This window comes from Clostridioides sp. ZZV15-6597 (assembly GCF_020657815.1).
GTDB lineage: Bacteria > Bacillota > Clostridia > Peptostreptococcales > Peptostreptococcaceae > Clostridioides.
This window is the reverse complement of record NZ_JAGWCT010000061.1, coordinates 1-24634: the sequence shown is the minus strand read 5'-3', so window position 1 is coordinate 24634 and position 24634 is coordinate 1. Positions and strand designations below refer to the sequence as shown.

The following is a 24634-nucleotide window of genomic DNA, read 5'->3' as shown; positions in this document are numbered from 1 at the left end:
CTCCTTTTCTCTTTACAAAATAGTTTTCATATATATAGTATATCTTTATTGTACTATTATATATATGACACTTATATGTCATATATATTTTCATTTTAGATTAAATTGTTTCAAATTTATTTTTATTATTAAATTGTATGTAGAATTAAATAAATTTTTATGTTCTAACTATATTGTATATAGATTATTTTATTAATCATATTTAAATTAAAAATTAATAAAATAATTTATATTGAAATAAATATATTTAAGGTATATAATTATAAGAAAATTTTTAATAATAGAGGTGTTGTTTATAATGTATGAAAAGTACCTAATAAGAGAATTAAAAGAGCATGATATTAGAAATGCATTAAATTTAATTTGGAATGTATTTGAAGAATTTGAGTCTCCAGATTATTGTGCTGAGGGAATTGAGTCATTCCATGAATTTATAGAATATAACTCTATTATTGAAAAAGTCAAAGAAAAATCTATTTTCTTTTGGGGTTGTTTTGATTGTGAAAAGTTAATTGGGGTTTTAGCTATCAGAGACCTAAATCATATATGTATGTTATTTGTAGATAAAAATTATCACAAACGTGGTGTTGCAAAAAAATTAATGGCTGTAGGCGTAAAGCATTGTACTGAAAGCAAAGATGATTTAACTGAAATAACTGTAAATTCATCACCTTATGCTATTGAAGTTTACCATAAATTAGGATTTAAAGATACTAATGTTGAACAGATTGTCAATGGTATACGTTTTACTCCAATGAAGCTATCAATAGCAAACTAATTTAACAAAAAAATATATTAAAAGCAAATCCACTTAAAGTTTTTAAAGTTGATTTGCTTTTAGATTAAATTTTAAAATTACACTATTTCTCTTTAAATTTTTAAGTAATATACTTTAAAAGAATCTACTAACAAAGACATTAATATTTAGTGATATACTTAGTCATACTTTTTATGAACACCTAATAGTACAGTATCAATAGTGTCAGATAGACCTTTTATAGCTTCTTCTGAATTTAAAAGAGCTTTTCCAAGTTGCAAAGTTGAGTATCCATGAATCACACTTATCAACAAATTTAATACTTCATCTATATTCTTTGTTCTTAAATTACAAGAAAGAATAAGTTTTTCTAATAGCGATTTATAGTCTTCAAATATCTCTGATGTTTCACTGTTTCCATGCCAAATAGCCCATTGAATTGTTTCATAAACCCCAGGATGAGCAATTATAAAGTTAAAATATGCAATACTTACAGATTTTATAGCTGTATCTCCAGAATCACCAATAGCAACTTTCTCCATCTGTTTATTCATTTTCCTCATTCCATTATGAGCAATCTCTCTCAATAAATCATCTAAGCTCTCTATATGATTATACAAAGATGGTGTACGTATACTTAGTTTTTCTGCAACAACTTTTAAAGAAAGCTTGTTAAGCCCATCTTTATCAGCTATATCAGATGCTACCTGTATTACTATATCTCTACTAACACGCATGATTATACCTCTCTCAACTAAAATTAATTACTTTATTAGTTTAACTAATCTAATTAGCTTCGTCAACAATTAAGACTTATAAAATACTTTATATTAAATGCAATGTTGACAATTTAATTTTAGTTTAATATAATACTAATTATATTAGTATTATAACTAATTAAGTTAGTATTATAGATAATTAAATTAGAATATTACAGTATAATTTTATAGTTTAATAGATACATCAATAGATACTATATATTAAACTGAGAGGAGATTTTTATGGAAAAGAAATATTTTCAAATTCATGGAATTCCTTCAATTCTTTGGGGAAATCCTTCAAACAAATTGTATATTTACATACACGGACAATGTGGTTATAAAGAAGAAGCCGAAACTTTTGCTAATATTGCTGTTAATCATGGATGGCAGGTTTTAAGTATTGATTTACCTAAACATGGAGAACGTAAAGAAGAAAACATTTCGTTTGACCCATGGAATGTTGTTCCAGAGCTATTAACTATAATGAAATATGCAAAATCTAATTGGAATCAAATTTCATTATATGCAAATAGTATTGGTGCATGGTTTAGTATGTTGAGTTTTGAAAATGAGAATCTGGAAGAGTGTGTTTTTGTATCTCCAATTCTTGATATGAAACAGCTTATCTCTAATATGATGCTTTGGGCAAATGTATCAGAAGAACAACTTAAACATGAACTAATTATTCCAACTTCATTTGGTCATACACTCTCATGGGAATATCTACAATATGTCAAAAAACATCCTATTACTAAATGGAATACTACAACAAGAATACTATATGGTAAACACGATGAACTTACAGAACTAAGTGTGGTAGAGAAATTTACACACCATTTTAATTGCAATTTAACAGTTATAGAAAACGGCGAGCATTGGTTTAATACACAAGAGCAATTAAAAGTATTAAATGAATGGATAAATACTTTGTTTAAGTAAAGATAATCTTATCATTACTGTTTTCATATAAATTAGAGCAATTACTATATCAATTCACTTTATATTAGTATTATTAAAATAAGCAAGTAAGCAATAAATTAATTATTATAAAAGATACTTTTAAAACTCTTAATCTAGAAAAAAGTATTGTATACTCAAATTAACATAGAAAGAAAAAATAGTGATAGAACATTCTATCACTATTTTTTCTTTCTGTGTTGTATACTTTTAACTTATTTTTACTAATAAAATCTAATTATCTATAAAATCTAATCTCTTATGTATTATTAATATACTTTACAGCTATAGTGTTAATTAAAATTAAATCTAATAAAATCAACCTAAAATATTTTTAATAAACATATTAGTGTATAAGTTTATTATATTGTTTTATCATTCTCATCTTTTATTTCAATAACTTTATTGAATAAAATTGATAGAACTAAAGCTAGAAATCCTATTGATAATGAAACAAATGATACTATAACTACAGGTATTATAGTAATTGCATATAAGTATATATCATAACAATAATATAATATTATCACTACAAAGTTAAATATAAAAATTTCACTAAATGCACAGATGGATATTTTTTTTAAGTTTTTAGGTATCTCTTCTGAAAATGGATTATTTATTGCCACTAGCTTACATAATCTTTTTAACATAAATAATGATACAACATACGGAATAGCACATATATATATGGCTATTGACATTATAGTTGGCATATTTGTATTTGTAATTTCCAAACTACTTTTAAAATACGCTGTCAGTGCTAATGGTGTTAAAATAAGTGATAATAAAGTCAAAATTATTCCAACTAGCACAATATTATTCAATATTTTAGAACTTATATTCTTTTTCATATAAACTTACCACCTTAATATTCTTATTTATATACATTTTATAATATTTTTATATTTTATGTCAATAATTTATTATTGAAAAACAATAAATTATATATTATAATCAATAATATACATTATATTAAGGAGATGATATTTAATGATTACAAGACTTTTCAACAACATTCTATCAGTATTTTTATACTTTATACTAGTAATTTTAAGTGTATCTGGTATACTATTCATGTGTATGATACCTATGTTTTTATATGATTTTAACTTTGAAAAATTATTTATTTTAGTTGTTAGAATAATGTATTTTTCTAACTATTTCATAGTTATCTTATGCTTAACTTTTATAATTAATAGTACTAAATACTCACCTTTCATGCTTGAAAATGTAAAGAGATTTAAAATAATGGGATATTGCTTATTAATAAATACTATAATTGAATGTATCAATGGTTATAGTTTGAATACCAGTAATATAAGAGTTTTTGGAGCTGATAGTGGAGGGATTTCACCACTTATGGTCATTTCTTTTATATTTGCACTAATGTGTTTTGTAATTGCTGAAACATTTAATAAAGCTATAAAAATAAAAGAAGACAATGATTTAACGATATAGAGGTGATATTATGGCAATTATAGTTAATCTAGATGTAATGATGGCAAAAAGAAAAATATCACTTAAAGATTTGGCTGAAAAAATAGATATTACAAATGCTAATTTATCAATTTTAAAAACTGGTAAAGCAAAAGCTATTAGATTTACCACTCTAAATGAAATTTGTAAAGCTTTAGATTGCCAACCAGGTGATATACTTGAATATGTAGAAGATGATGATTATTAAGAAAAGAGTGTCTAAAACACTCTTTTTGATTATCACCTATAGTCTTTACTATTTTGCTGGAACATTTAGACATGTTGCCAAATCTTTTTCAGGTGTACTAATAGGTATTAAATTAAATGTATCAACTAAATATTGTAGTACATTTGGACTTATAAATGCTGGTAAACTTGGCCCTAAGTAAATATTTTTTATATCTAGTGATAATAATGCTAATAAATCTGCTACAGCTTTTTGCTCATACCATGATAATATTATTGAAAGAGAAAGACTATTCACATCTGTATCAAATGCATCAGCTAAAGCTAAAGCTATTCTTACTGCTGAATAAGCATCATTACATTGACCAACATCTAGCAACCTAGGAAACCCAGCTACTTCTCCAAAGTTTAACTTATTAAATCTATATTTTCCGCATGCAAGTGTTAAAATTATACAATCTTTAGGAACTTGTTTAGCAAACTTGGTATAGTAATTTCTTCCTGGTCTTGCCATACTCCTCCAAAGTTACCTACTAAATGAGTATATTTATTTAATTCTGGATATCCATGACAAGGAATCATTTCTCCATGAGTATATATATTTATCCCTTTTCCTTCTGTTTGTTTAAGTAACATTTCTAAATCTTTTAAATCATGTCCTGAAACTATTATAAAAGGTCCTTTTTTTATCTTTACATTTACCTTATGAGGTTCTGGGTTTTTATAAATGGTAGTATTAGCTTCATCTAATTTTTGCATTACAGCAACACTCATATCACCTGTCTTAAGTGTTAATGTTATTAAGTTCTCTAAAGAAATATCATCATCTGTAATTGCTGATAGTGCTCTAAAATAAAATTCATCTACTTGATTATTATAATATCCAAGCTCTCTAGCCTGATGCCAATAAGCACTTATTCCTTTTAATCCATAAAGTATTGTCATTCTTAGTGAACGTATATCAGGGTTTAAACTTTCATCAAACATTATTCCAGCTCTTTTAGCATCTTCTAACATTTGACTTCTTGTTTCACTTAAATTATATTTAGCATATTCATTATTTACAAAATGTATATACTATTATAAGTATTCTTTATAATGAAAGTAAGTAAATTTAAGGGCACTCCTAAATTATTTTAGATATGATTTAAAAATTTAAGTAAACTATTTCTAAATTCATTTAATTTTCAAACAAGAATGTTGAATAATAACTCATTCTAATGTATTATTGTAGTTGTAGAATAAAACTAAATCGGCAAAACTAGAGAAATTTAGTGACGCAAAGCTATAGGGACTAAGACTTATAAATTAAATTATGAGTTATGTCAGCCAGTTGCCAAAAAGATATTTTCTTTTTGTTTTTATGAAAGTTTTTTAGGGGGATAATAATATATGTTTAGAGATAAAATGGATAGATGTACACATATGTTAACTGCTTATATTGGCAGTTCATATGATTATTGTGATTTTATAGATACACAGTTAGATGATTTTATACTAGAGTATGGAGAAAATGTGGTAGAATCCTGCTTGCATCAAGTTATGGTATTGGTAAGTAAGTATAATTAGATAGGCTTTATTTTCTAGAAAATCCTTTTTAGTTTTATCTACTTTTATATTAATACAAAGCTCTTAAATATATTTTTAAGATTAAGAATAACTAAAAATGTTAACTAAAAAATATAATTGAATAGACATTTCTATTAATCTATGATACAATAGTATTTGTGGTAATACACAATTAAATCAAGTATATCTTGATATAGGTTAATAGGAGTATTTTTAAATGAATAATGGAATAGTGAAATGGTTTAATAATGAAAAAGGATTTGGGTTTATATCAATAGAAGGTGGAGATGATGTATTTGCTCATTTCTCAGCTATACAAACTTCAGGATTTAAATCATTAGAAGAAGGTCAACAAGTAAGCTTTGATATAGTTAAAGGCGCTAGAGGTCCTCAAGCAGAAAATATAACTATATTATAATATATAGATTTTTCGGAAAAGACTCTTTTGAGGGTCTTTTTTTATTGATAATTTAAGCAAAATCTTATTTTAAAAAAAAACTGACTGCCAGTTAAATGTCAGTCAGTTTTTTTATAGAATTTTTACTCAAACACTGCTATATTTGAGACTTTTAATAATTAATCCTACTTATTAATATACAAGCTTTACTCATATACAGAATATCTCTTCCAGATTTGCTCTAAGTCATCGAAGTGCTGTTTAATATCTTCTTTTTCTTTCATTCCAACAGATATAGCAAGAGCATTTGAAATACTAAGTGCTGGAACTAGTGAATCTACAAATGAAGCCATATTACTCTTAACTAAAAGAGTATTGTCTGCAAGTGCTGCCACTGGTGCAAATAAACTATCTGTTAATGAAATTACATGTGCTCCTTTTTCCTTAGCATAATTGACAATTTGATAAGATTTTTTTGAATAACGTGGGAAACTAATTGCAACTATAACATCTTCTTCGTTTATTCTTACAATCTGTTCAAAAGCATCTCCCATATCCATTCTAATTATATGGACATTATCAAGTATTATATCTAAGTAAAAACCTAGGTATTGAGCTACTACAAAAGAGCTTCTCATACCAAGTATATATATTTTTCTTGCTTTTAAAAGTTTATTAGAAGCTTCTTTAAATGCTTTTTCATCAATTTCTTCTAATGTTGATCTTATATTATCTATATCACTCTTTAAAACTTTGTTCAATATTGCAAAATCATCGGAATAATCATGTGCCATTTCAACTCTTTGTACTGTAGTTAATTTATTTTTTATGAGTTCTTGAAGTGCAGCTTGTAATTTTGGATACCCACTATAGCCTAGAGCATTTGCAAATCTTACAACAGTAGATTCACTTACTCCTACAGTTTCACCTAATTTGCATGCAGTCATGAATGCAACCTTATCATAATTATTTAAAATATATTGTGCTATAAGTTTTTGACCCTTACTTAACCTCGTATATTGAGATTGTATATTTGATATCAAATGTTTACTATCTTTCATTTCATTTGTTTCTTCCATTTTTTTCTCCTTTTAGTTATCTAAACTATTTTCTTTTTATGACTACTACTATTTTTTCTAAAAATTTTATTATTTTAGTTTTTATCTCAGATTCTTAAACTCATAAAATTCTAACTTTTCTGTACCTTATACTTCACATAGTATTTTCGATTAAATTTATTATACCATTTTTACTTGCATTTTTTAAGATTTGTTCAATATTTCTTTTAAAATTTTCAATTTTTACTCATTTAAAAGTTAAATATTTTATTCTGCATATTTAAGCATATCTCTTACTTCGAAAGCAAATTATCATATGCTTATTATTTAAAGTATTTTTAAAAGGTTACAATATATATATTAACTCTTAATAGAATCTTGTCAAGTTTTTTTTAGTGTTTATTGTGATTTTTTCTTTTCAATTAAAATCAATTGTGGTGGGTTATTGACTTGATTTAAAAATTTAGATTCTAAAACATTAAATTCATCTTGATTTAAATTATTTACAAAATTATATATACTATCTTTTTCTTCTTGACCTCCATCATGTCCTGTATATATAGCAATACTTATTATTCCATTTTCTTTTAATATTTCTAAGCTAGACTTTATAGCTTTTAAAGTTGTATCTGGTTTAGTTATAATTAGATGTTTTGCTCTTGGAAGATATCCTAAATTAAATAAAACACATGAAACTTCTTCTTTTACATATTTATTTATATTTTCATGACCATCAAGTATTAATTTTACTCTATCTATATATCCTTCTTTTTCTAATTTTTTTCTTGTAGATTTTATAGCTTCTTCTTGTATATCAAATGCATATACAAAGCCTTCCTCTCCAACCTTTTCAGCCAAATACTTTGTATCATAACCATTTCCCATGGTAGCATCTATTGCTATATCACCTTTATTAATAATATTTTCTAAATAAAATTTATTTATATCTGTAATTTTAGTTAAATGTTTTGCATATGCCATAATATCATTTCTCCCTGCTATTAACTTCATTTCATTTTCATGCTATTTTATTGATTTTAAATATTTTATTTCGTCTTCCGTTAAATATCTATATTCGCCAATTTTTATATCTTTTAATACTATTTTCCCTACAGAAATTCTTCTTAAGTTTAAAACTGGATGATTTATAGCCTTAAACATTTTTCTTACTTGTCTATTTCTTCCTTCATGTATTGTTATTTCGCATACTGAATAATTCTTTTCTTTATTTTCTTTAGTTACTCTAATTTTAGCAGGTGCCGTTGTGTAATCTTCTATTTTTAGTCCTTTTTCAAAACTTCTTATTTCATCCTTATTTATAATTCCTTTTACACTTGCCACATAAGTTTTATTAATTTCATGTTTTGGATGAGTAAGTTTATATGTTAAATCTCCATCATTAGTAAGTATCAAAAGCCCACTTGTTTCATAATCTAACCTTCCTATTGGATATACTCTTTCCTTTACATCTTTTAATATATCTATTACACTTGGTCTATTAAACTGATCTTTTACAGTAGTTATATAACCTTCTGGCTTATTCAATACTATATAGACATAATTTTCGCTTGGCTTTACTGCTTTATTATCAAATTCTACTATATCTTTTTCTTCATCAATATTAAAAGATAGTTCTTTTACTATATTTCCATTTACCTTTATTCTTCCTTCAAGAATGATTTCTTCTGCTTTTCTTCTAGATGCAATTCCACAAGACGCTATATATTTATTAATTCTCATACATAATCCTTTCTTATCTTAAATTATATGTCATTTAATATTTTTATCAATGTTAATTTTGTTACATTATTATACTATACTAGACCTTAATTAAAAACAAGCCAAAAAATTATTTAATTTTCCTAAATAATTGTAATTTCTTTTCACATACTATTAATATGTAATAGCTGATTAAACACTATTTTAAGGAAGTGATTATTATTTCAAAAGAAAATGTAAAATATTATTTAATAGTCGTGTTTATTGGAATTTTATTTTTTAAATTTATTAATACTCCAGCAGATTTTATATCTAGCATTGAAGGATTGTTAAGCTTTTTTAGTCCATTTTTACTAGCTATTTTACTTGCTTTGCTTTTAAATCCTCTTGTAATGCTTTTTGAAATAAAATTTAAAACACATAGGCTTTTATCCATTTTTTTATCTTATATATTGATAGGTATTATTTTAGCTTTTGGTATTAGATTGCTAATTCCTTCAATAGCCAATACATTAAATAGATTGATAAATGAAATGCCTATCTACACTGATTATATAAATAATTTTATAGAAAAAAATATGTCAAACATAGATTTTTTAAAAGCTCTAATTCCTCATATACAACATAGCTTAGATAATGCATTAAAAGAAGCTAGTAATTTTATTAGTAGAATTCCTAAAAACTTTTTAATCTATACACTTAGCATATCATCTATGCTATTTAGTGTGGTAATGGGTTTTATATTATCTATATATATTATATATGATAAGGAAAAAATTGCATTAGGATTTAAAAGATTACTATATTCTTCTACTGCTCGAAACAAAGCTGATGACATTATAGAATTTTTTAGAACTACCCATGATATTTTTTATGATTATTTAATTGGTAGAATTTTAGACTCTCTTATTATTGGTATAATTGCATTTATAGGATTTCAATTTATCATTCGAATAGAAAATGCTTTATTTTTAGCTTCAATAATATTTTTAGCAAATATAATACCTTATCTAGGCCCATTTATTGGAGCTATACCTCCAGTAGCTATGACAATTTTATACAGTCCACAAAAAACCATATGGGTTATCGTATTTATATTTATATTACAACAACTAGATGGAAATTTTATAGAACCAAAGGTTATGGGCAATCAAGTTGGAATAGGAGCTATATGGATAATTTCTGCGATTTTAATAGGACAGTCTCTTTTTGGCTTTATAGGTGTTTTTCTTTCAGTACCTGTAGCTGCTGTTGTAAAAACTTCTATTGATAAATATATTGACAAGAGATTGCAATAATTTCTGTCTTTTATAATTTTAAAAATTAATTATTATCTATTACATTACTATAAAAAAATGAAATTAACTCTTGGCAAAGAATATATGCTAAGAGTTAATTTCATTTACTGATACAAAATTTTAATTGTTTATATGTAATACTTTACATTTACTGATTATTTGAGTTCTGAGAATTTCCACCACTATCTGACCCTCCGCTATTTTCTGATGAAGGTGGAGTTGGTGTCGGTGTTGGATTGCTTGTATTTGGTTTTTCTTGATTTTGAGAAGAATCATTGTTAGTTACATCTTTGTTATTATTTGAAGTTGTATTTTTGTTTTTGGAATTAGATTTATTATTTTTACTCTTTTCACTATAGGAAGATTTCTTTGCTTCTGATTCCACTCTATACCTATCTTCTCCAGCTGTATCTTTTGCCTTTTTCTTTCTTTCTTCCTCTGCTTCATTCTGTTCTTTTTCTAATTTAGTCAATTCCTCTTTCTTTTTAGATGCTTCATTTTTAATAACAGAGGACCCGTTTTTGATTTTCTCTATAAGCTTAAGTTCTTTAATTGCATCCTCATAATTTGTATCTTTTTCAAATTCATCTACATTTAACATTCTCATAGATTGCATATACATAGCTCTTGCATTTTCATTAGCGCTATCTTCTTCTAATGCAGAGGATAATGCTTCCATCGCTTTTTTATAATCATGTTTCTCTAAATATATTTTTCCTTGTTCAGTTGAACTTATTTCATCTTTTTTATTAAACGAACATCCTACAAGAAATATAGATAATATCGATATCAATAAAATTACTCTTCCTCTCATTAAATCCCTCCTTGTCATATACTTTAAATTTTATCATAATCAGGAAGTTTTTAAAATATTTTATATTTATTACAAGAAAATTGTTAATAAAACAGAAAATAAGTAGATATAACTTGAATAACTATAACAAACTAAAAATTAGTTTAAATCTATAGATATATCATATAATCTACTTATTTTAAAATTCAATATTTAATTCTTATTCTATATTTCTAAAGATAATAAGTCTTCATAACTTTGTCTTTTACAAATTATCTTGGCATCTCCATCAAATACTGACACTACTGCTGCTCTTGGTATTTTATTATAATTTGAAGACATTGAATATCCATATGCACCTGTTGATGTTGTTATAAGTACATCTCCACTTTTTATATCCATTATATCTATATCTCCAATTAATATATCTCCGCTTTCACAACATTTGCCCGCTATTGTTACATGATTCATAGTTTCATGGTTAATCTTATTTACAATACTGCATTCATAATTAGCTTGATATAGTGAAGGTCTTACATTGTCTGTCATACCTCCATCTACACTTACATAAACTCTAACATCTTTTATATCTTTTATTGAACCTACTGTATACAATGTACTTCCTGCATTTGCAACTATTGATCTTCCTGGTTCTATTACCAATGTAGGTACTTCTATTCCAAGTTCTTTACAGGAATTTTCTGCTTTAGTGATTATAGTTTCGCAGAATTCTCTTATAGTTTTAGGTTTATCACCTTTACTATAATAAACACCTACACCCCCGCCTAAGTCAATTTCTGTCAACTGTATATTAAATTTTTCTTTTATTTCTTTTACCAAGTTCATCATTATATCTACTGTATCTATGTATGGTTCTACATCAAATATTTGTGAACCTATATGAGCATGAAGACCTACCAATTTAATATTTGTATAATCATTCAATTTTTCTATTGCTCTAAACAAATCTCCATTTACTAAAGCAAAACCAAATTTAGAATCTATTTGACCTGTTTTTATATAATCGTGTGTATGAGCTTCTATGCCAGGTGTTATTCTAAAATATATTTCTTGAGTTTTCCCCTTCTCTTCACATAATTTTTCAATTAAATCTAACTCATAGAAATTATCTACTACAAACTTACCTACTCCCAAATCTAATCCCATATTTATTTCTTCTTCAGTTTTATTGTTTCCATGAAAGAAAACTTTTTCCATAGGAAAATTTGATTTATAAGCTGTATATAGTTCCCCTCCTGAAACTACATCCAAACACATGTCTTCTTCATTTATAAGATTACACATATAGAGAGGTAAAAATGCCTTACCTGCATAAGCAACTTTATTTTTTCCATCTTTAGCTTTAAAATATTTTATATATTCTCTACAATTTTGTCTTACTAAGTCTTCGTCAAATACATATAATGGAGTTTGATATTTTTTACTAAGCTCTAGACAGCTTACCCCTCCAATATATAATTCATTGTCTTTTACAGTCATAGTTCCATGAAGTTTCATAATATCCTCCCTAAGTTTTATATATTAAATACTTCTGCTATTTTCTCAATAGCTACTTGTTTATCATCAGAATTTATGGCACAAGTTATACGAATTTCTGATGTAGTTATAAGTTTTACCATTATACCATTTTCATTAAATATCTTAAATACTTTAGCAGCAACTCCAGAAGTATTTTTCATACCAAGACCTACTAAAGAGAATTTAGTGATGTTATTATCAATTACTACATGTTCTTCATTTGTATATTTAGATACTATCTTTTTGCACTCTCCTAATTCTTCTTTTGGAACTGTAAATGACACACTTATTTTATCTAAAATAGGTGCAGTTTGACTTATCATATCTACACTTATTCCCATAGTTGCTATATCTTCAAATAAACTAGATATATTTTCTACCTTAAAGTCTTTTATTGTTATAGAGCTATCATCATCACTAGTAGCTAATCCTGTTATTACTTTATCCTCTAATTTCATGTCTTTTCCCCCTCTTATATATGTTCCTTTTACTGTACCACATGTACGTCCAACATAAATTTCAACACCATATTTTTGTGCAAGCTCTATACTTCTTGAATGCATTACTTGTGCTCCTAAACTTGCTAATTCAAGCATCTCTTCATATTCAATCTCATCAAGTTTACTTGCCTTTGAATATTTTCTTGGGTCTGTAAAATAAATTCCATCAACATCTGTATATATCTCACATTTACCATTTAGTTTAACTGCAAGAGCTACAGCAGATGTGTCTGAACCACCTCTTCCAAGAGTAGTTACATCACCATCTTCATTGATTCCTTGAAATCCAGTTACTATTACAACATTCCCTTCATCTAAACTATTCTTTATTCTATTTACATTTATATCGTCAATTTGAGATTTTCCATGAAGTCCACTTGTTTTTATATTTAATTGATAAGCATTATAGCTTATAGCTTTACAACCAAGTGCATTTAATGCTATTGATAATAAAGAGGCTGAAATCATTTCTCCAGTAGACATTAGAGCATCTAACTCTCTTTTACTAGGTTCATTACTCAATTCTTTTGCCAAGTTTATATATTCATCTGTTGATTTTCCCATAGCAGATACAACTATTACCATTTGTGGATTTTCTTTTCTTCTTTCTATTATATTTTCTGCAATTGACTTTATTTTGTCAGTATCTGCAACTGAACTTCCTCCATATTTTTGGACAATTATACTCATGCCTTTTCCCCCTCAAGCTAAATTTTGATAAATAAAAACGCCCAAAGGTATACTTTGGACGTGTGAACTTCATAGACCAAGTAACCTTGTAGCTCACCACTTTAAAAGTGACAGCCTTATGCATATTCTGCATAAGTCCAGAAAACTTGTTTGTCAACAACTTTTCTTCGGCTATAGACCCTTTCATCAATCATCAACACTTACCAGCTACTATTGATTACTATTGAATATAGCTACCTCTACCCTAGGCTCATTATTATTAATTAATTTATTAATATAGTTTTATCATATTCTATATAATATTGCAACATTTTTTTTACAAAATGTGGCAAATCAAAAAATTTATTTTCTAAAAATATCTTATATACAATTAAATAGTTTATTTAATCCTAAATCTATAAAATTTATACTATACTCATTATCTTCTCTCTCTAAGTCATTTAATTCAGATAAATTATCTGGTGTAACCACCAAAATATTTGGTACTCTAAAAAATGGAATTGTAGATTTATCTATCTTTCTAGAGAGATTCTCATATTTAGAAACATCTATTTCATTATTTAAATCAACATCTACTAAGACCTGCTTTATATTGCCAAATTGATCTGTATATTCAATAAATAAATCATATTTCACATCATCTACACTAACATTTCGGTAAAATCTTTTTACATCACAACCTGCAGTATTAATTCTAACAACTAGTTCTGACCCTACTAGAGCCTTTATTAAATCATCTCCCTTAAAAAGCTTACTACCATTCAAATAGTAAACATATGAGAGGTCCTTATAGTTACGATAATCTACATCACATGGATATTTTTTTAGTGTATACTCACTACACATTTTTCTCAATGTTTTTTTGAAATTTTTTTTATTGTATCTTTTTTGGTCTCCATAAATCTTTCTAAATTGAGCTTCTGTAACACATCTAACCCTGCTAATTAAAAGCAATATCTCTTTTTCCATATTCGTCATAGTACATTCTCCTTGAAGTATTATTTGCAAAGTTGTACTAATATTATATTAAATTTATGACATTAAATTTACAAAGAATTAAAATAAAATAGCTAGTTTTTATAGAATTTATTTCTATAAAAACTAGCTATTAATGCACTAAACACTATCTACAATTTTTTTACTAAGTTACACATTGCTTTGACTTTCAGAATCTTGTGAATTTGTATCTTCATTAGTTCCTGTTTCTTGTTTTGCTTTTTTATCATCAAAATTTGCAATATTTAAGTTATCAAATTCTGACATTTCAATTACACTAGATTCTTCTTTTGAATATGATATTTTGACTTTGTCTCCAACTTGAGTCAATGGTAATTCGCTAGATACTTTTGAAGTAGCTTTAAATATTATCTCTTTATTAGAATCTAAAGTCACATAATAATTAGTATTTCCTCCTCGCACATCAGGACTTATTCTAGTTACTACACCTTCTATAACTTCATCTTTCATATCATTATCAAGTTTTAAGTCATTGCCTTTAGATTCTAATGAATCTTTATAATTTCTTAAAGCTTCATTTTTATCTTCTCCTATACCAAGTACATTATAATCTTCAACAGATACAAAGGCTACTCTCTTTACAAGACCAGCTTTATCTTTTAAAGATGATACATATGTTGGTTGACCTAATATATTGTACATTACAGGGAATGTAGCTTCATAATTCTTTTCTTGAACATTACCTTCAGCTGATTTCATCGCAGCTGTCTCAGTTGCTCCTGGCTGCTTATACAGTCTAGCTTCTTTAGTTCTAGAGTCAACAAGCATAAATCCAATTGTAGATTCATCTCCACCAGAAGATGTTATACCTGTATACCAATATGACCTATTATCATTTCCATAGACTAGCGATGTCCCTTCTGTTGGCACTAGTACTCCTTTTTCTGATATAACAGAATTTAAAAATCCATTGACATAAACACCCCAGTCTTGAATTTGGTCTGTTACAAATTTTTGTGGTTGTATTCTATCTACCCATTTAGGTGTATTTTTAACATTATAGACATTTATTTTTCCAGTTTCTGCATCAACAGTAGCTATGCCTGTGGCATTTGCTCCTCCATAACCAATTTTATGTTCATATAAACTTACAACCCAATAAGGTCTTCCTTCATCATTTATTTCAAGCGTAAAATCTGTCATGCCGACATTTACAATACCATGTATGTATAAATGTCTTTGTAAATCTTGATGTAAATAAGCTTCTGGTTGATATATTATTTTTATTGGTTTTCCATCTATTTCTTGAACTAGTTGAACATCTTGAGGATTACTTGCTGACACCTTCACATATCCACTTGTACCACTTAAAGATGTCACCCATTTAATTATATCTCTATGCACAAGAGGTGCTACCCAGTACAACTCTCCATCCACATTTTGTATATGAAACTTTCCTAATTTTGATACACTACCTATAGCTGGAACTTCTCCAAGTTTTTTATCACCTAATTTCATGGCCATGTCTTCATCTACAAGACGAATATCATTTACGCTGACAGGACTCATATCATCAGTAAATTTACTCTCAGTCACCTTTCCTAATAAGTCTTTATAGGCTTTTGCATGAAGTACAGGTGTAGAAGCTATAAAAGGTACAACTACGACATACACAAGTAAAGCTATTGCTATTGAAAAATTATATTTAGCAAGTTTAGATGTTCTTTCATTTCTATCTAGCATCATATCTAATATTCCTGCTACAACAAAAAATATTATTCCTACTGAAAATAAAGATGTGAAATCTAGTCTAAGTACAGGTAATTTAATAAATGTATAAATTACTACAATTATGAGTGAAACTCCATATGTTTTAAGATATCGTTTCATTTAATACTCCTCTCTATAAAATATTATTATTACTATTATATCCATATATTTACAAAAAATAAATATTTATCATATTTATTATGTATTAAGATATCTTTATACTTTTATTCCACTGTTTATTTATTTCTATTCGATATATATATCAGAAAAATATTATAATCGTGCAAATAACGACAGAAAATCAAAAACTGAAGAAAGTGTTCTAACTAAGATTTACGAATTCTTAATCCTCTCGAAGTTAAACTACCATCTTCAGCCTAATTATTTAGCAATATTTTTATATGATAAATTTTAAAATAAATTTTTTATATGTTTGCCATTTTGGATATATAAGAATGCTGTCTAGAATTATATTCTGACAATAGACCTTCATACTCTAAAGTTAAACCATTTAAATTATAAAAATCATTTGGTGTTACTTCAAAGGCTTCTTTATTCAAAATATCTATTTCACTTTTTTCTAACATATCAGCAACAAAGTTTGAACATACATATTTATATTCAACTTTTCTGTGAATATTCATAGACAAATATATCAATGCCATTATATCATAATAGTAATCTTCTCTATAATCACTAATCAATTTTATATTTTTAAATAGCTTTTCATATTGTAAATTATCTACTTCTAATGAATATACTCTACATACAGTGTTTTTTCTTATAGCATATAAGCCTTGATTTATATTTTCTTCAACAAAACCTCCAATAAATGGATTTCTTGGATTTAATCTCCCAAAAGAATACATTGGCTTTAAATTTTCATTTAATGATATTGACACATGTGTATACAGTTTTTTACTTATATTTCTTATTAAATAAGATAATACAGTTCCTGTATATGTTGTTACAATATAAATTTTATTCATCATTTCCCCCCAATCTAGTAATCTAGTAATTAAATAATATTATACACTTACAACTTAATGTCATAAAATATTCTAACATAATAAAGGCTATTTTACAAATTTTGATTTTAAAGTGCTTTAATATTATATAAAATATAATAAAAATATAAATATAAATTTTCTATATTTTTAACCAACAGATGTTTTCTTTAAATTAATCAAATGATTTAGTATATCCTGAGCTTTTCCAGAATCCTTCAGATAACCTAATGCCCCATTTATTTGTGATTTTAAATCTATTTCTACTTCCATATCCAAATCAACATTTCCTTTTTTTATAGATATATTTTTAAGTGTTGCTGGATAAAGATAACTTTTCTCTAAAGTAATTTTATTTCCATTAACCTCAAATGGAACCTTTTTATTGTAATTACTTAGTATTTTTTCTAGCATTTTATCACTTATTTTAAATTTTCCAATCCTTACATTTTCAAGACTTACAACCAAATCTTCATTTTTTAAAGTGGGTTTTAGCTCAAGCTCATATTGGCTATTGATTAGACCAAAGACCTTATATGGACCTGCCACTTTTATTTTTCCATCCTTCATCTCAATAAAATTACTTTCAAATTCTTTAATTCCATGTTTATTCATTAATGTATATATTAGGTTTCTAAACTCTTCTTCTGAAACAGATACTTTTCCAACCATTCTAAGTGGATTTTTTACTATTTCCATAGAGTTTATATATGAACCTTTTGATAAATACTCTTCGTCTATGATTTTATTATTTTGTGAACTAACATCATATCTCTCTTTTGGTGTTAGTGTGTATACAACAATACCTGTTAACACTAAAATAATAACAATTAAACTTAATATAATCTTTGCAACCTTTCCCATCATAGTCTCCTTTACAAATCTGTCAACAGATTTAAAATAAATTTAGATAACTAACTTCACATAATATTCTTAACAATATACATATTATAATACAGTCTTTTAAAGATTAATTCAACTAATCTGCTTTTTTGTAAATAAACTGTAAAAAAACATGTTTTTAGTATAAAAGTTAATATTTTGCATAATACTCTTAATTACACCTTTATTTTTTTCTAATCTTGGATTAAAATTAATATTATGCAATACAGTGTAGTGTTCTGTATTATAAGCAAATTAAATAGGAGGTATAAAAATATGTCAAATGAAACGAACTCATCTAACTTTATAAAAAATATTATTATAAATGACCTAGAAACAGGAAAACATGACAATATAATAACTCGTTTTCCACCTGAACCAAACGGATATTTACATATTGGTCATGCAAAAAGTATATGTCTTAACTTTGGACTAGCTAAAGAATTTAATGGAAAGGCTAATTTAAGATTTGATGATACAAATCCATTAAAAGAAGATGTTGAATATGTAGAATCCATAAAAGAAGATGTTAAGTGGTTAGGATTTGATTGGAATGAATTAAATTTTGCATCTAACTATTTTGATGAAATGTACAAAAGAGCTTTAATCCTAATAAAAAAAGGTAAAGCTTACGTATGTGAATTAACACAAGAAGAAATGAGAGAGTATCGTGGTACTCTTACTGAACCTGGTAAAGAAAGCCCTTATAGAAATAGAACTATTGAAGAAAACCTAGATTTATTTGAAAGAATGAAAAACGGTGAATTTAAAGATGGAGAAAAAACATTAAGAGCTAAAATAGATATGTCTTCTCCAAATATAAACCTTAGAGACCCAATTATATACAGAATAGCTCATTCAACACATCATAATACAGGAGATAAATGGTGTATATATCCTATGTATGCTTTTGCCCATCCAATTGAAGATGCAATTGAAGGAATAACTCACTCTATATGTACTTTGGAGTTTGAAGACCAAAGACCTCTTTATGACTGGTTTGTCAGAGAATGTGAAATGGAAAATGTACCTAGACAAATAGAATTTGCTAGACTTAACATAAACAATACTGTTATGAGTAAAAGAAAATTAAAACAACTTGTAGATGAAGGTATTGTTGATGGTTGGGATGACCCTCGTGTTCCTACTATATCTGGGATTAGACGTAAGGGATATACTGCTGAAGCTTTACGTAATTTTTGTAGTGAAATAGGAGTATCAAAAGTTAACTCTACAGTAGACAGTCAAATGCTTGATTATTTCCTAAGAGAAAACTTACAACCAAAGGCTCCACTTGCTATGGGAGTTTTAAGACCTTTAAAATTAGTTATAACTAACTACCCAGAAGATAAGGTTGAAATGCTTGAAATAGAAAACAATGCTAAGGATGAATCTCAAGGTAAAAGATTAGTTCCTTTTTCTAGAGAATTATATATAGAACAAGATGATTTTATGGAAGAACCTATTAAAAAATATTTCAGATTTTTCCCAGGAAATGAAGTTCGTTTAAAAGGAGCTTATTTCGTAAAATGTACTGATGTAATTAAAGATGAAAATGGAAATGTAGTTGAAATACATGGTACCTATGACCCTGAGACTAAAAGTGGTTCTGGATTTACAGGTCGTAAAGTAAAATCTACAATACATTGGGTTGATGCTAAATCAGCTATACCATGTGAATTTAGATTATTTGAGCCATTGATTCTTGATGATTTACCTGAAAATGAAGGAAAGCATTTCTTAGAACAAATAAATCCTAATTCATTAGAAATATTACAAGGTTTTGTTGAGCCTACACAAGTAAAAGATGCTAAACCTTTTGATAAATTCCAATTTGTTAGAAATGGGTTCTTTAGTATAGATAATAAGTATACAACTAAGGAAAAACTTGTGTTTAATAGAATAGTTCCTTTAAAAAGTTCTTTTAAACCTGCTAAATAATTTTTATAACTAAAAAATGAAGACTTAAAATATAAATTACTTCTACTATAAATAAATTTAGTTAGAAGTAATTTTTTATTTTAGTCTTCATTCTTTATTTTAAATAATTAACTTTTTCCACTACAAATTCCCATAACCTCTATTCCATCTTTTATACATTCTATATTGAGAGGAAAATCTGGACCTTTTTCCCCATCAATGTCTGTTATAAGAGAATCTTTACATTCTATATCTACTTTTTTAGTTTTAAAATATAATATTTCATTTCCATTATATTGGTCTAAGTAATCACCCCTAAGCACACTTATCAAAACTGGTATTGATTTTGGAATTGGCATTCCTTTAAAAATAATTACATCTAAATATCCATCATCTATTTCAGCTTTATATGCTAAATTTATATTTCCTGCTGTTTTTCCATTAAAAATCAGCATAAGATACATATCTCCATCATAATTCATCTCTTTGGAATATACTTTTATCTTAAACTTCCTCATATACAATGCTTCTTCTATTCCCTTTATATAATAAGAAATTCTTCCAAACGAATTCTTTAAGTCTGTGCTTATTCTTTGTGATACATCAGTAAACATACCTGCACTTGCGACATTTATAAAGTATTTATTATTTACCTTCCCTATGTCTATTTTCTTTGGCTTTGAATTTATGATTTCTTTTATAGCTTCTTTTATATCAAATGGAATTTGAAGAGCATTTGAAAAATCATTTGCAGTTCCTGTAGGTAAAATTCCAATTGGAATCTTTATATCTAACTCTTTCATTGAATTTACAACTAAATCTATAGTCCCATCACCACCTGCTATTAGTATATGGTCATAGGAACTATCTACTTCTTTAAATGCATTATTTACAGGTTCTTTAATATTCAATCTGTAGGGTATCAATAAATAATTTTCTTCTTGATATAATTCTATAATAGTATCTAAATTTGATAATATTTTTTTTTCACCTGAATTAGGATTGTATATAAGTTTTACTTTTTTCATTATTTCTCCTTACTTATTTTATTCTTTTAATATCCAAAGTCTTCGTTTAAGAAAATTACATGTATTCTTTCTGGTGCTAATTGTCTTTTTATAAGTGTATAGCTACAGCAGATTCTTCCTGGACTTGAACAATCTATACAGACACCAGTAGTCTTACAACCAGTATTTGTATTCAGTCTCTTGCAATTTGCTGGAGCAGCTATTGTTTTAGTTCTTTTTATAGCTTCATCTACATCTTTAACTATTTTATTTACACCTGCTACAACTATTACTTTATCTGGTCCATATATCATAGCAGCTACTCTATTTCCATTTCCATCTAGATTGTAAAGTTCTCCATTTTCTGTTATTGCATTAGTACTTGTAAAATAAGCATCTGCACAAAATGATTTTCTGTATATTTCTTTCATTTCTTCTGGTTTAATATCTTTTGCATATCTATCAAGAAAATCATACTTTTCTCTTATAAAGTCAATAACTCCTGTTTCAAATAAAGTCATAGAGCCTCCACAACCTACTAGAGAACCTACTTCTACTATTTCTTCAATTTTTTTAAGAAGCTCTTCTTTATTATTTACTAGATACCCTTTCATGTTATTATTTTCTAGAGATTTTATCGTTTTTTCTATTCTTTTTTCTTTAAGCCAATTTAGATTTTGATCCATCTTAACTTCCCCCTTATTTTCAATATGTATTAGTTTATTATAAATTTTATTTTCTTTATAACTTTATTTTAGTACATCTAAAAAAAAATACAATATAAAACTTTAAATAAGTTTTCCATAAATTTCTTTATAAGACTAACTCATAATTTATAATTAAAAAGGAAAGTAGATGTATTTTTCTACTTTCCCTATATTGTATGTAGTATTATATATTTTCTGAAATCTATATATTAATTATATGCTTTATTTTATTAAATATCACAATTGATTTAAGTGTAATATCATATTCTTTTTTAAACATATAAATTGTATTATTAAGTTTATTATATCCAATTTTAATAAATAATGTCACTAATTTGATGAAGAAGATGCTATAGCTGCACTTGTAGCTGCCATTACACAAGCAACTTGAATAGCAACAACAATATTTAAAAATATATTATTAGCTATAGAATCTATATTATTCTCTTTTTGTATTGAATCCGCATAAATAGAAGCCACAATAGCAGAACTAATCATTACTCTATTGCTTTTTCCTAAAGACCAATTCCCAAAACCTTTTTCTTCTTTAAGTCTATTTGAAACATTTTTTATATTTTCTATTATTTCATTTTCTTTATAATCTAATAACGAAATTGCTCCTATTATTGGATACCCATAATAATTTAACTTACAATCATTCTCTTTAAATGCTTTTTTAAGTTCAATAGTTTTTTTGCATTTACCCATAGTTCTATCTTCACTAAATAAAAGAATTTGAGATAGTGCTTGTAAGTCATTTCCTTTATAAAAACCATTTTTATTTAGAAATTCATAACATTTTTCTATGTATTCTAAATCTTCTTCTAAATTTTTTGAATGAATTGCAATAAGTGCTATATTACAATAGTCATCACTAGATGTTAAAAATGGATGTTTTTTCTTCATATATTCGTACACTGTTTTCATTTTTGATATACATGTAATATAATCCATTTTGTCTCTATTTTCATAGACTATTGATGCTGTAAGTGGTAGATATGTATCTCCCCAAAACTTTTCATTTTTGAGATTTTTATATATCTCTAAAATCATCTTAAAACTACTTTCTGGATTTGATTCAAATGAAAGTAGTGTTGCCATATAAAATATGTTATATCCTCTAAAGTTAGAGAATAATCCAGTATTTTTTTTAATAAGCTCTATTCGTTCTTCTACTACTCTAGGGCTTATCCTCTTGTTCTTAAGCGTAAACGCAAGTGCACAACTATGTTGAATTAATCCCATTTGCCAAGAACCTTTAATCTCATTTAATGCTTTATAATTTTCTATTAATAAGTTTATTTTTCCATTTATAAAAGTTTGTTCCATATTGCCCTCCCAGTAATATACATTGTTGTATTAATTAACTTAATATCTATTATATATGTAATAAATATTGCAATCAATACATATTACTTGAAGAAGTTCTATTATTCCATAATGATGTATCCTTTTTTATAGTGCCTTCCCATATTATTAACCCTGTCATAATACTCTGATTCACTTTCGTTACTCCATTTGGGTATAAATACATCTATCGCATTAGAATTGCTAAAATACTTACTAGACCCCCTATCCATAACGGTTTTTACTTTACCATCTACAATAATCTTAGTTCCAAAACTCAAGTGATTATTTGCCACAAAACCATCTTCTAAATCATCTCCTGTAGCAGTTATAGCTCCATATCCATTTTCTTGGTTAAGACTGGTGTAATAACTCACTTCAAATGTTATAGGAATTAAATCCTTTATTTTGATTCCTAGCTGGTTTTCTAGCCTCTCTTTTTGCACTTTTAATTTATACTCATCACTGTTTTTATAGTCTTTCATACCTTGATTATATTTAGAATTAAAGTTTTGACCTGAAGTTACTATAGTATCTATATTTACTATAGATTCTTTACAATGCTCCGCATCTATTTTTGTTTCTCCATTTACCAATAATGGAGTTAAACATACACTACATACAACACATGTAATCAATGCTTCTTTAAGCTTCATAAATTCCCCCCTTATTATTTTGATATATTAGCATATTTAATATTATATGTCTACATTTAGATTTAAATGCCACACTCATTTGCTTTAAGAAGTTGTCTTATACTTAATTCACCCTAAACCCTTATAAATCCTCCATCTTAGAATCATATAGTACAAAGCTTTTATGATTAAATATATTTTTTATTAATCTTTTTGATAGCTCAAAACTACTTCTATTTAATTTTTCTATTTTTAAGAATTTAAGAATTTAAATTCTATAATTTTAAAACATATTGATTTTATTTTTTTGAAATGCTATAATTTTTTTAAGAGGTGATTAATATGATAAAAAATACAAAACAAATTACAATTGAAGTTAATGAAGTTTTATTACAAGAAGTATACAAAATGACTAATAATGAAAATAAAGATTTATCAAACTTGATAAACGAATCAATCATAAATTATATTCTTGAAAATAGAAAAGACAATATTGAAAATAAAGACTTAAAAGAAGTAATTGATTTCTACAAAAAAGAGAATATAGAAAAACCTAAAAGTGCAGCAAGAGCTATTGCTGAAGCAAAAACTCATACGTTATATTAAACAAATAAAAAGTTCCTAAAAATTAGGAACTTTTCTTTTTATTTTAATAGCTATTAATATCTATTTTAATAATATTTATTTCATATTTATAAATAC

The 24634-nt window shown here is 26.3% G+C and carries 27 protein-coding genes and 2 riboswitches; of the genes, 9 read left to right on the top strand and 18 right to left on the bottom strand.

Annotation, left to right across the window (positions count from 1 at the left end; all coding sequences use genetic code 11):
• Positions 1 to 298: 298 nt before the first annotated feature.
• The gene (locus KGF52_RS13600) at positions 299 to 778 is read left to right on the top strand and encodes a GNAT family N-acetyltransferase (RefSeq protein ID WP_227840549.1); all 480 of its coding nucleotides are present in this window, start codon (positions 299 to 301) and stop codon (positions 776 to 778) included.
• A gap of 158 nt (positions 779 to 936) precedes the next feature.
• Here KGF52_RS13600 and KGF52_RS13595 read toward each other — a convergent pair whose 3' ends face one another.
• A complete protein-coding gene (locus KGF52_RS13595; RefSeq protein WP_227840548.1) occupies positions 937 to 1494 on the bottom strand; it encodes a TetR/AcrR family transcriptional regulator in 558 nt (185 codons plus the stop codon).
• A 264-nt stretch (positions 1495 to 1758) separates the two neighbouring features.
• Here KGF52_RS13595 and KGF52_RS13590 point away from each other — a divergent pair, with 264 nt between their 5' ends.
• Positions 1759 to 2457, top strand: coding sequence for an alpha/beta hydrolase (locus KGF52_RS13590; RefSeq protein WP_227840547.1), 699 nt, complete (start codon positions 1759 to 1761; stop codon positions 2455 to 2457).
• 380 nt (positions 2458 to 2837) lie between these two features.
• Here the strand turns inward: KGF52_RS13590 and KGF52_RS13585 are convergent, their stop codons facing one another.
• On the bottom strand, positions 2838 to 3326 hold the full coding sequence (locus KGF52_RS13585; RefSeq protein WP_227840546.1) for a DUF2975 domain-containing protein: 489 nt from the start codon (positions 3324 to 3326) through the stop codon (positions 2838 to 2840).
• Positions 3327 to 3465: 139 nt separating this feature from the next.
• Here KGF52_RS13585 and KGF52_RS13580 point away from each other — a divergent pair, with 139 nt between their 5' ends.
• Positions 3466 to 3933, top strand: coding sequence for a DUF2975 domain-containing protein (locus KGF52_RS13580; RefSeq protein WP_227827942.1), 468 nt, complete (start codon positions 3466 to 3468; stop codon positions 3931 to 3933).
• Positions 3934 to 3943: 10 nt separating this feature from the next.
• Entirely contained in the window at positions 3944 to 4159 is a 216-nt protein-coding gene (locus tag KGF52_RS13575) for a helix-turn-helix domain-containing protein (RefSeq protein ID WP_227840545.1), read from the top strand.
• A gap of 48 nt (positions 4160 to 4207) precedes the next feature.
• Here KGF52_RS13575 and KGF52_RS21670 read toward each other — a convergent pair whose 3' ends face one another.
• Together KGF52_RS21670 and KGF52_RS21665 are read right to left on the bottom strand one after the other, a co-directional pair.
• The gene (locus KGF52_RS21670; protein WP_413927398.1) at positions 4208 to 4651 is read right to left on the bottom strand and encodes a hypothetical protein; all 444 of its coding nucleotides are present in this window, start codon (positions 4649 to 4651) and stop codon (positions 4208 to 4210) included.
• On the bottom strand, positions 4588 to 5154 hold the full coding sequence (locus KGF52_RS21665) for a hypothetical protein (RefSeq protein WP_413927397.1): 567 nt from the start codon (positions 5152 to 5154) through the stop codon (positions 4588 to 4590). The genes KGF52_RS21670 and KGF52_RS21665 overlap by 64 nt, the downstream gene beginning before the upstream one ends.
• A 227-nt stretch (positions 5155 to 5381) precedes the next feature.
• Positions 5382 to 5478: riboswitch (cyclic di-GMP riboswitch) on the top strand.
• 51 nt (positions 5479 to 5529) lie between these two features.
• Between KGF52_RS21665 and KGF52_RS13565 the strand changes: the two genes are divergently transcribed.
• Both KGF52_RS13565 and KGF52_RS13560 read left to right on the top strand, forming a co-directional pair.
• Positions 5530 to 5706: a hypothetical protein gene (locus KGF52_RS13565; protein WP_003416990.1), complete on the top strand. Its 177-nt coding sequence runs from the start codon at positions 5530 to 5532 to the stop codon at positions 5704 to 5706.
• A gap of 217 nt (positions 5707 to 5923) precedes the next feature.
• A complete protein-coding gene (locus KGF52_RS13560; RefSeq protein WP_021384215.1) occupies positions 5924 to 6124 on the top strand; it encodes a cold-shock protein in 201 nt (66 codons plus the stop codon).
• 185 nt (positions 6125 to 6309) lie between these two features.
• Here the strand turns inward: KGF52_RS13560 and KGF52_RS13555 are convergent, their stop codons facing one another.
• From KGF52_RS13555 to KGF52_RS13545, 3 genes are all read right to left on the bottom strand, one after another.
• Complete coding sequence (locus tag KGF52_RS13555; RefSeq protein ID WP_227435034.1) at positions 6310 to 7182, bottom strand: MurR/RpiR family transcriptional regulator; 873 nt, start codon at positions 7180 to 7182, stop codon at positions 6310 to 6312.
• Positions 7183 to 7560: 378 nt separating this feature from the next.
• A complete protein-coding gene (locus KGF52_RS13550; RefSeq protein ID WP_227827939.1) occupies positions 7561 to 8142 on the bottom strand; it encodes a class I SAM-dependent methyltransferase in 582 nt (193 codons plus the stop codon).
• Positions 8143 to 8184: 42 nt separating this feature from the next.
• Complete coding sequence (locus KGF52_RS13545; RefSeq protein ID WP_227840544.1) at positions 8185 to 8901, bottom strand: pseudouridine synthase; 717 nt, start codon at positions 8899 to 8901, stop codon at positions 8185 to 8187.
• A gap of 191 nt (positions 8902 to 9092) precedes the next feature.
• Between KGF52_RS13545 and KGF52_RS13540 the strand changes: the two genes are divergently transcribed.
• A complete protein-coding gene (locus KGF52_RS13540) occupies positions 9093 to 10178 on the top strand; it encodes an AI-2E family transporter (RefSeq protein WP_227840543.1) in 1086 nt (361 codons plus the stop codon).
• Between the two features lie 148 nt (positions 10179 to 10326).
• On the opposite strand, the gene KGF52_RS13535 is transcribed toward KGF52_RS13540, so the two are convergent.
• The 7 genes from KGF52_RS13535 to KGF52_RS13505 all read right to left on the bottom strand — a co-directional run bounded on the left by KGF52_RS13535 (position 10327) and on the right by KGF52_RS13505 (position 18298).
• A complete protein-coding gene (locus tag KGF52_RS13535; RefSeq protein ID WP_227840542.1) occupies positions 10327 to 10992 on the bottom strand; it encodes a hypothetical protein in 666 nt (221 codons plus the stop codon).
• A gap of 204 nt (positions 10993 to 11196) precedes the next feature.
• Positions 11197 to 12489: a diaminopimelate decarboxylase gene (gene lysA / locus KGF52_RS13530; RefSeq protein WP_227827935.1), complete on the bottom strand. Its 1293-nt coding sequence runs from the start codon at positions 12487 to 12489 to the stop codon at positions 11197 to 11199.
• 17 nt (positions 12490 to 12506) lie between these two features.
• Positions 12507 to 13700: an aspartate kinase gene (locus tag KGF52_RS13525; RefSeq protein ID WP_227840541.1), complete on the bottom strand. Its 1194-nt coding sequence runs from the start codon at positions 13698 to 13700 to the stop codon at positions 12507 to 12509.
• A gap of 81 nt (positions 13701 to 13781) precedes the next feature.
• Positions 13782 to 13950, bottom strand: a riboswitch (Lysine riboswitch).
• Positions 13951 to 14060: 110 nt separating this feature from the next.
• Entirely contained in the window at positions 14061 to 14678 is a 618-nt protein-coding gene (locus tag KGF52_RS13520) for a hypothetical protein (RefSeq protein WP_227827933.1), read from the bottom strand.
• Positions 14679 to 14846: 168 nt separating this feature from the next.
• Positions 14847 to 16547 carry a hypothetical protein gene (locus KGF52_RS13515; protein WP_227840540.1) on the bottom strand — a complete coding sequence of 567 codons (1701 nt, stop codon included), beginning with the start codon at positions 16545 to 16547 and terminating at the stop codon, positions 14847 to 14849.
• Between the two features lie 305 nt (positions 16548 to 16852).
• A complete protein-coding gene (locus tag KGF52_RS13510; RefSeq protein ID WP_227840539.1) occupies positions 16853 to 17416 on the bottom strand; it encodes a hypothetical protein in 564 nt (187 codons plus the stop codon).
• 168 nt (positions 17417 to 17584) lie between these two features.
• On the bottom strand, positions 17585 to 18298 hold the full coding sequence (locus KGF52_RS13505) for a DUF2140 domain-containing protein (RefSeq protein ID WP_227840538.1): 714 nt from the start codon (positions 18296 to 18298) through the stop codon (positions 17585 to 17587).
• Between the two features lie 294 nt (positions 18299 to 18592).
• Here KGF52_RS13505 and KGF52_RS13500 point away from each other — a divergent pair, with 294 nt between their 5' ends.
• Positions 18593 to 20257, top strand: a complete 1665-nt coding sequence (locus KGF52_RS13500; protein WP_227827929.1) for a glutamine--tRNA ligase/YqeY domain fusion protein — start codon at positions 18593 to 18595, stop codon at positions 20255 to 20257.
• A 107-nt stretch (positions 20258 to 20364) separates the two neighbouring features.
• Here the strand turns inward: KGF52_RS13500 and KGF52_RS13495 are convergent, their stop codons facing one another.
• The 4 genes from KGF52_RS13495 to KGF52_RS13480 form a co-directional block, all read right to left on the bottom strand.
• A complete protein-coding gene (locus KGF52_RS13495; protein WP_227827928.1) occupies positions 20365 to 21264 on the bottom strand; it encodes a YegS/Rv2252/BmrU family lipid kinase in 900 nt (299 codons plus the stop codon).
• Positions 21265 to 21290: 26 nt separating this feature from the next.
• Positions 21291 to 21929, bottom strand: a complete 639-nt coding sequence (locus KGF52_RS13490; protein ID WP_227827927.1) for a lactate utilization protein — start codon at positions 21927 to 21929, stop codon at positions 21291 to 21293.
• A 351-nt stretch (positions 21930 to 22280) separates the two neighbouring features.
• Entirely contained in the window at positions 22281 to 23279 is a 999-nt protein-coding gene (locus KGF52_RS13485; protein WP_227827926.1) for a DUF4003 domain-containing protein, read from the bottom strand.
• 101 nt (positions 23280 to 23380) lie between these two features.
• The gene (locus KGF52_RS13480) at positions 23381 to 23953 is read right to left on the bottom strand and encodes a hypothetical protein (protein WP_227840537.1); all 573 of its coding nucleotides are present in this window, start codon (positions 23951 to 23953) and stop codon (positions 23381 to 23383) included.
• Positions 23954 to 24274: 321 nt separating this feature from the next.
• Between KGF52_RS13480 and KGF52_RS13475 the strand changes: the two genes are divergently transcribed.
• Positions 24275 to 24538: a hypothetical protein gene (locus KGF52_RS13475; RefSeq protein ID WP_227840536.1), complete on the top strand. Its 264-nt coding sequence runs from the start codon at positions 24275 to 24277 to the stop codon at positions 24536 to 24538.
• Positions 24539 to 24634 lie beyond the last annotated feature (96 nt).

Bases quoted from the DNA above. Each gene is read 5' to 3' on its own strand.
- KGF52_RS13600 (WP_227840549.1), top strand. From the start codon at position 299: ATGTATGAAAAGTACCTAATAAGAGAATTAAAAGAGCATGATATTAGA.
- KGF52_RS13595 (WP_227840548.1), bottom strand. From the start codon at position 1,494: ATGCGTGTTAGTAGAGATATAGTAATACAGGTAGCATCTGATATAGCT.
- KGF52_RS13590 (WP_227840547.1), top strand. From the start codon at position 1,759: ATGGAAAAGAAATATTTTCAAATTCATGGAATTCCTTCAATTCTTTGG.
- KGF52_RS13585 (WP_227840546.1), bottom strand. From the start codon at position 3,326: ATGAAAAAGAATATAAGTTCTAAAATATTGAATAATATTGTGCTAGTT.
- KGF52_RS13580 (WP_227827942.1), top strand. From the start codon at position 3,466: ATGATTACAAGACTTTTCAACAACATTCTATCAGTATTTTTATACTTT.
- KGF52_RS13575 (WP_227840545.1), top strand. From the start codon at position 3,944: ATGGCAATTATAGTTAATCTAGATGTAATGATGGCAAAAAGAAAAATA.
- KGF52_RS21670 (WP_413927398.1), bottom strand. From the start codon at position 4,651: ATGGCAAGACCAGGAAGAAATTACTATACCAAGTTTGCTAAACAAGTT.
- KGF52_RS21665 (WP_413927397.1), bottom strand. From the start codon at position 5,154: ATGTTAGAAGATGCTAAAAGAGCTGGAATAATGTTTGATGAAAGTTTA.
- KGF52_RS13565 (WP_003416990.1), top strand. From the start codon at position 5,530: ATGTTTAGAGATAAAATGGATAGATGTACACATATGTTAACTGCTTAT.
- KGF52_RS13560 (WP_021384215.1), top strand. From the start codon at position 5,924: ATGAATAATGGAATAGTGAAATGGTTTAATAATGAAAAAGGATTTGGG.
- KGF52_RS13555 (WP_227435034.1), bottom strand. From the start codon at position 7,182: ATGGAAGAAACAAATGAAATGAAAGATAGTAAACATTTGATATCAAAT.
- KGF52_RS13550 (WP_227827939.1), bottom strand. From the start codon at position 8,142: ATGGCATATGCAAAACATTTAACTAAAATTACAGATATAAATAAATTT.
- KGF52_RS13545 (WP_227840544.1), bottom strand. From the start codon at position 8,901: ATGAGAATTAATAAATATATAGCGTCTTGTGGAATTGCATCTAGAAGA.
- KGF52_RS13535 (WP_227840542.1), bottom strand. From the start codon at position 10,992: ATGAGAGGAAGAGTAATTTTATTGATATCGATATTATCTATATTTCTT.
- lysA (WP_227827935.1), bottom strand. From the start codon at position 12,489: ATGAAACTTCATGGAACTATGACTGTAAAAGACAATGAATTATATATT.
- KGF52_RS13525 (WP_227840541.1), bottom strand. From the start codon at position 13,700: ATGAGTATAATTGTCCAAAAATATGGAGGAAGTTCAGTTGCAGATACT.
- KGF52_RS13520 (WP_227827933.1), bottom strand. From the start codon at position 14,678: ATGACGAATATGGAAAAAGAGATATTGCTTTTAATTAGCAGGGTTAGA.
- KGF52_RS13515 (WP_227840540.1), bottom strand. From the start codon at position 16,547: ATGAAACGATATCTTAAAACATATGGAGTTTCACTCATAATTGTAGTA.
- KGF52_RS13510 (WP_227840539.1), bottom strand. From the start codon at position 17,416: ATGAATAAAATTTATATTGTAACAACATATACAGGAACTGTATTATCT.
- KGF52_RS13505 (WP_227840538.1), bottom strand. From the start codon at position 18,298: ATGGGAAAGGTTGCAAAGATTATATTAAGTTTAATTGTTATTATTTTA.
- KGF52_RS13500 (WP_227827929.1), top strand. From the start codon at position 18,593: ATGTCAAATGAAACGAACTCATCTAACTTTATAAAAAATATTATTATA.
- KGF52_RS13495 (WP_227827928.1), bottom strand. From the start codon at position 21,264: ATGAAAAAAGTAAAACTTATATACAATCCTAATTCAGGTGAAAAAAAA.
- KGF52_RS13490 (WP_227827927.1), bottom strand. From the start codon at position 21,929: ATGGATCAAAATCTAAATTGGCTTAAAGAAAAAAGAATAGAAAAAACG.
- KGF52_RS13485 (WP_227827926.1), bottom strand. From the start codon at position 23,279: ATGGAACAAACTTTTATAAATGGAAAAATAAACTTATTAATAGAAAAT.
- KGF52_RS13480 (WP_227840537.1), bottom strand. From the start codon at position 23,953: ATGAAGCTTAAAGAAGCATTGATTACATGTGTTGTATGTAGTGTATGT.
- KGF52_RS13475 (WP_227840536.1), top strand. From the start codon at position 24,275: ATGATAAAAAATACAAAACAAATTACAATTGAAGTTAATGAAGTTTTA.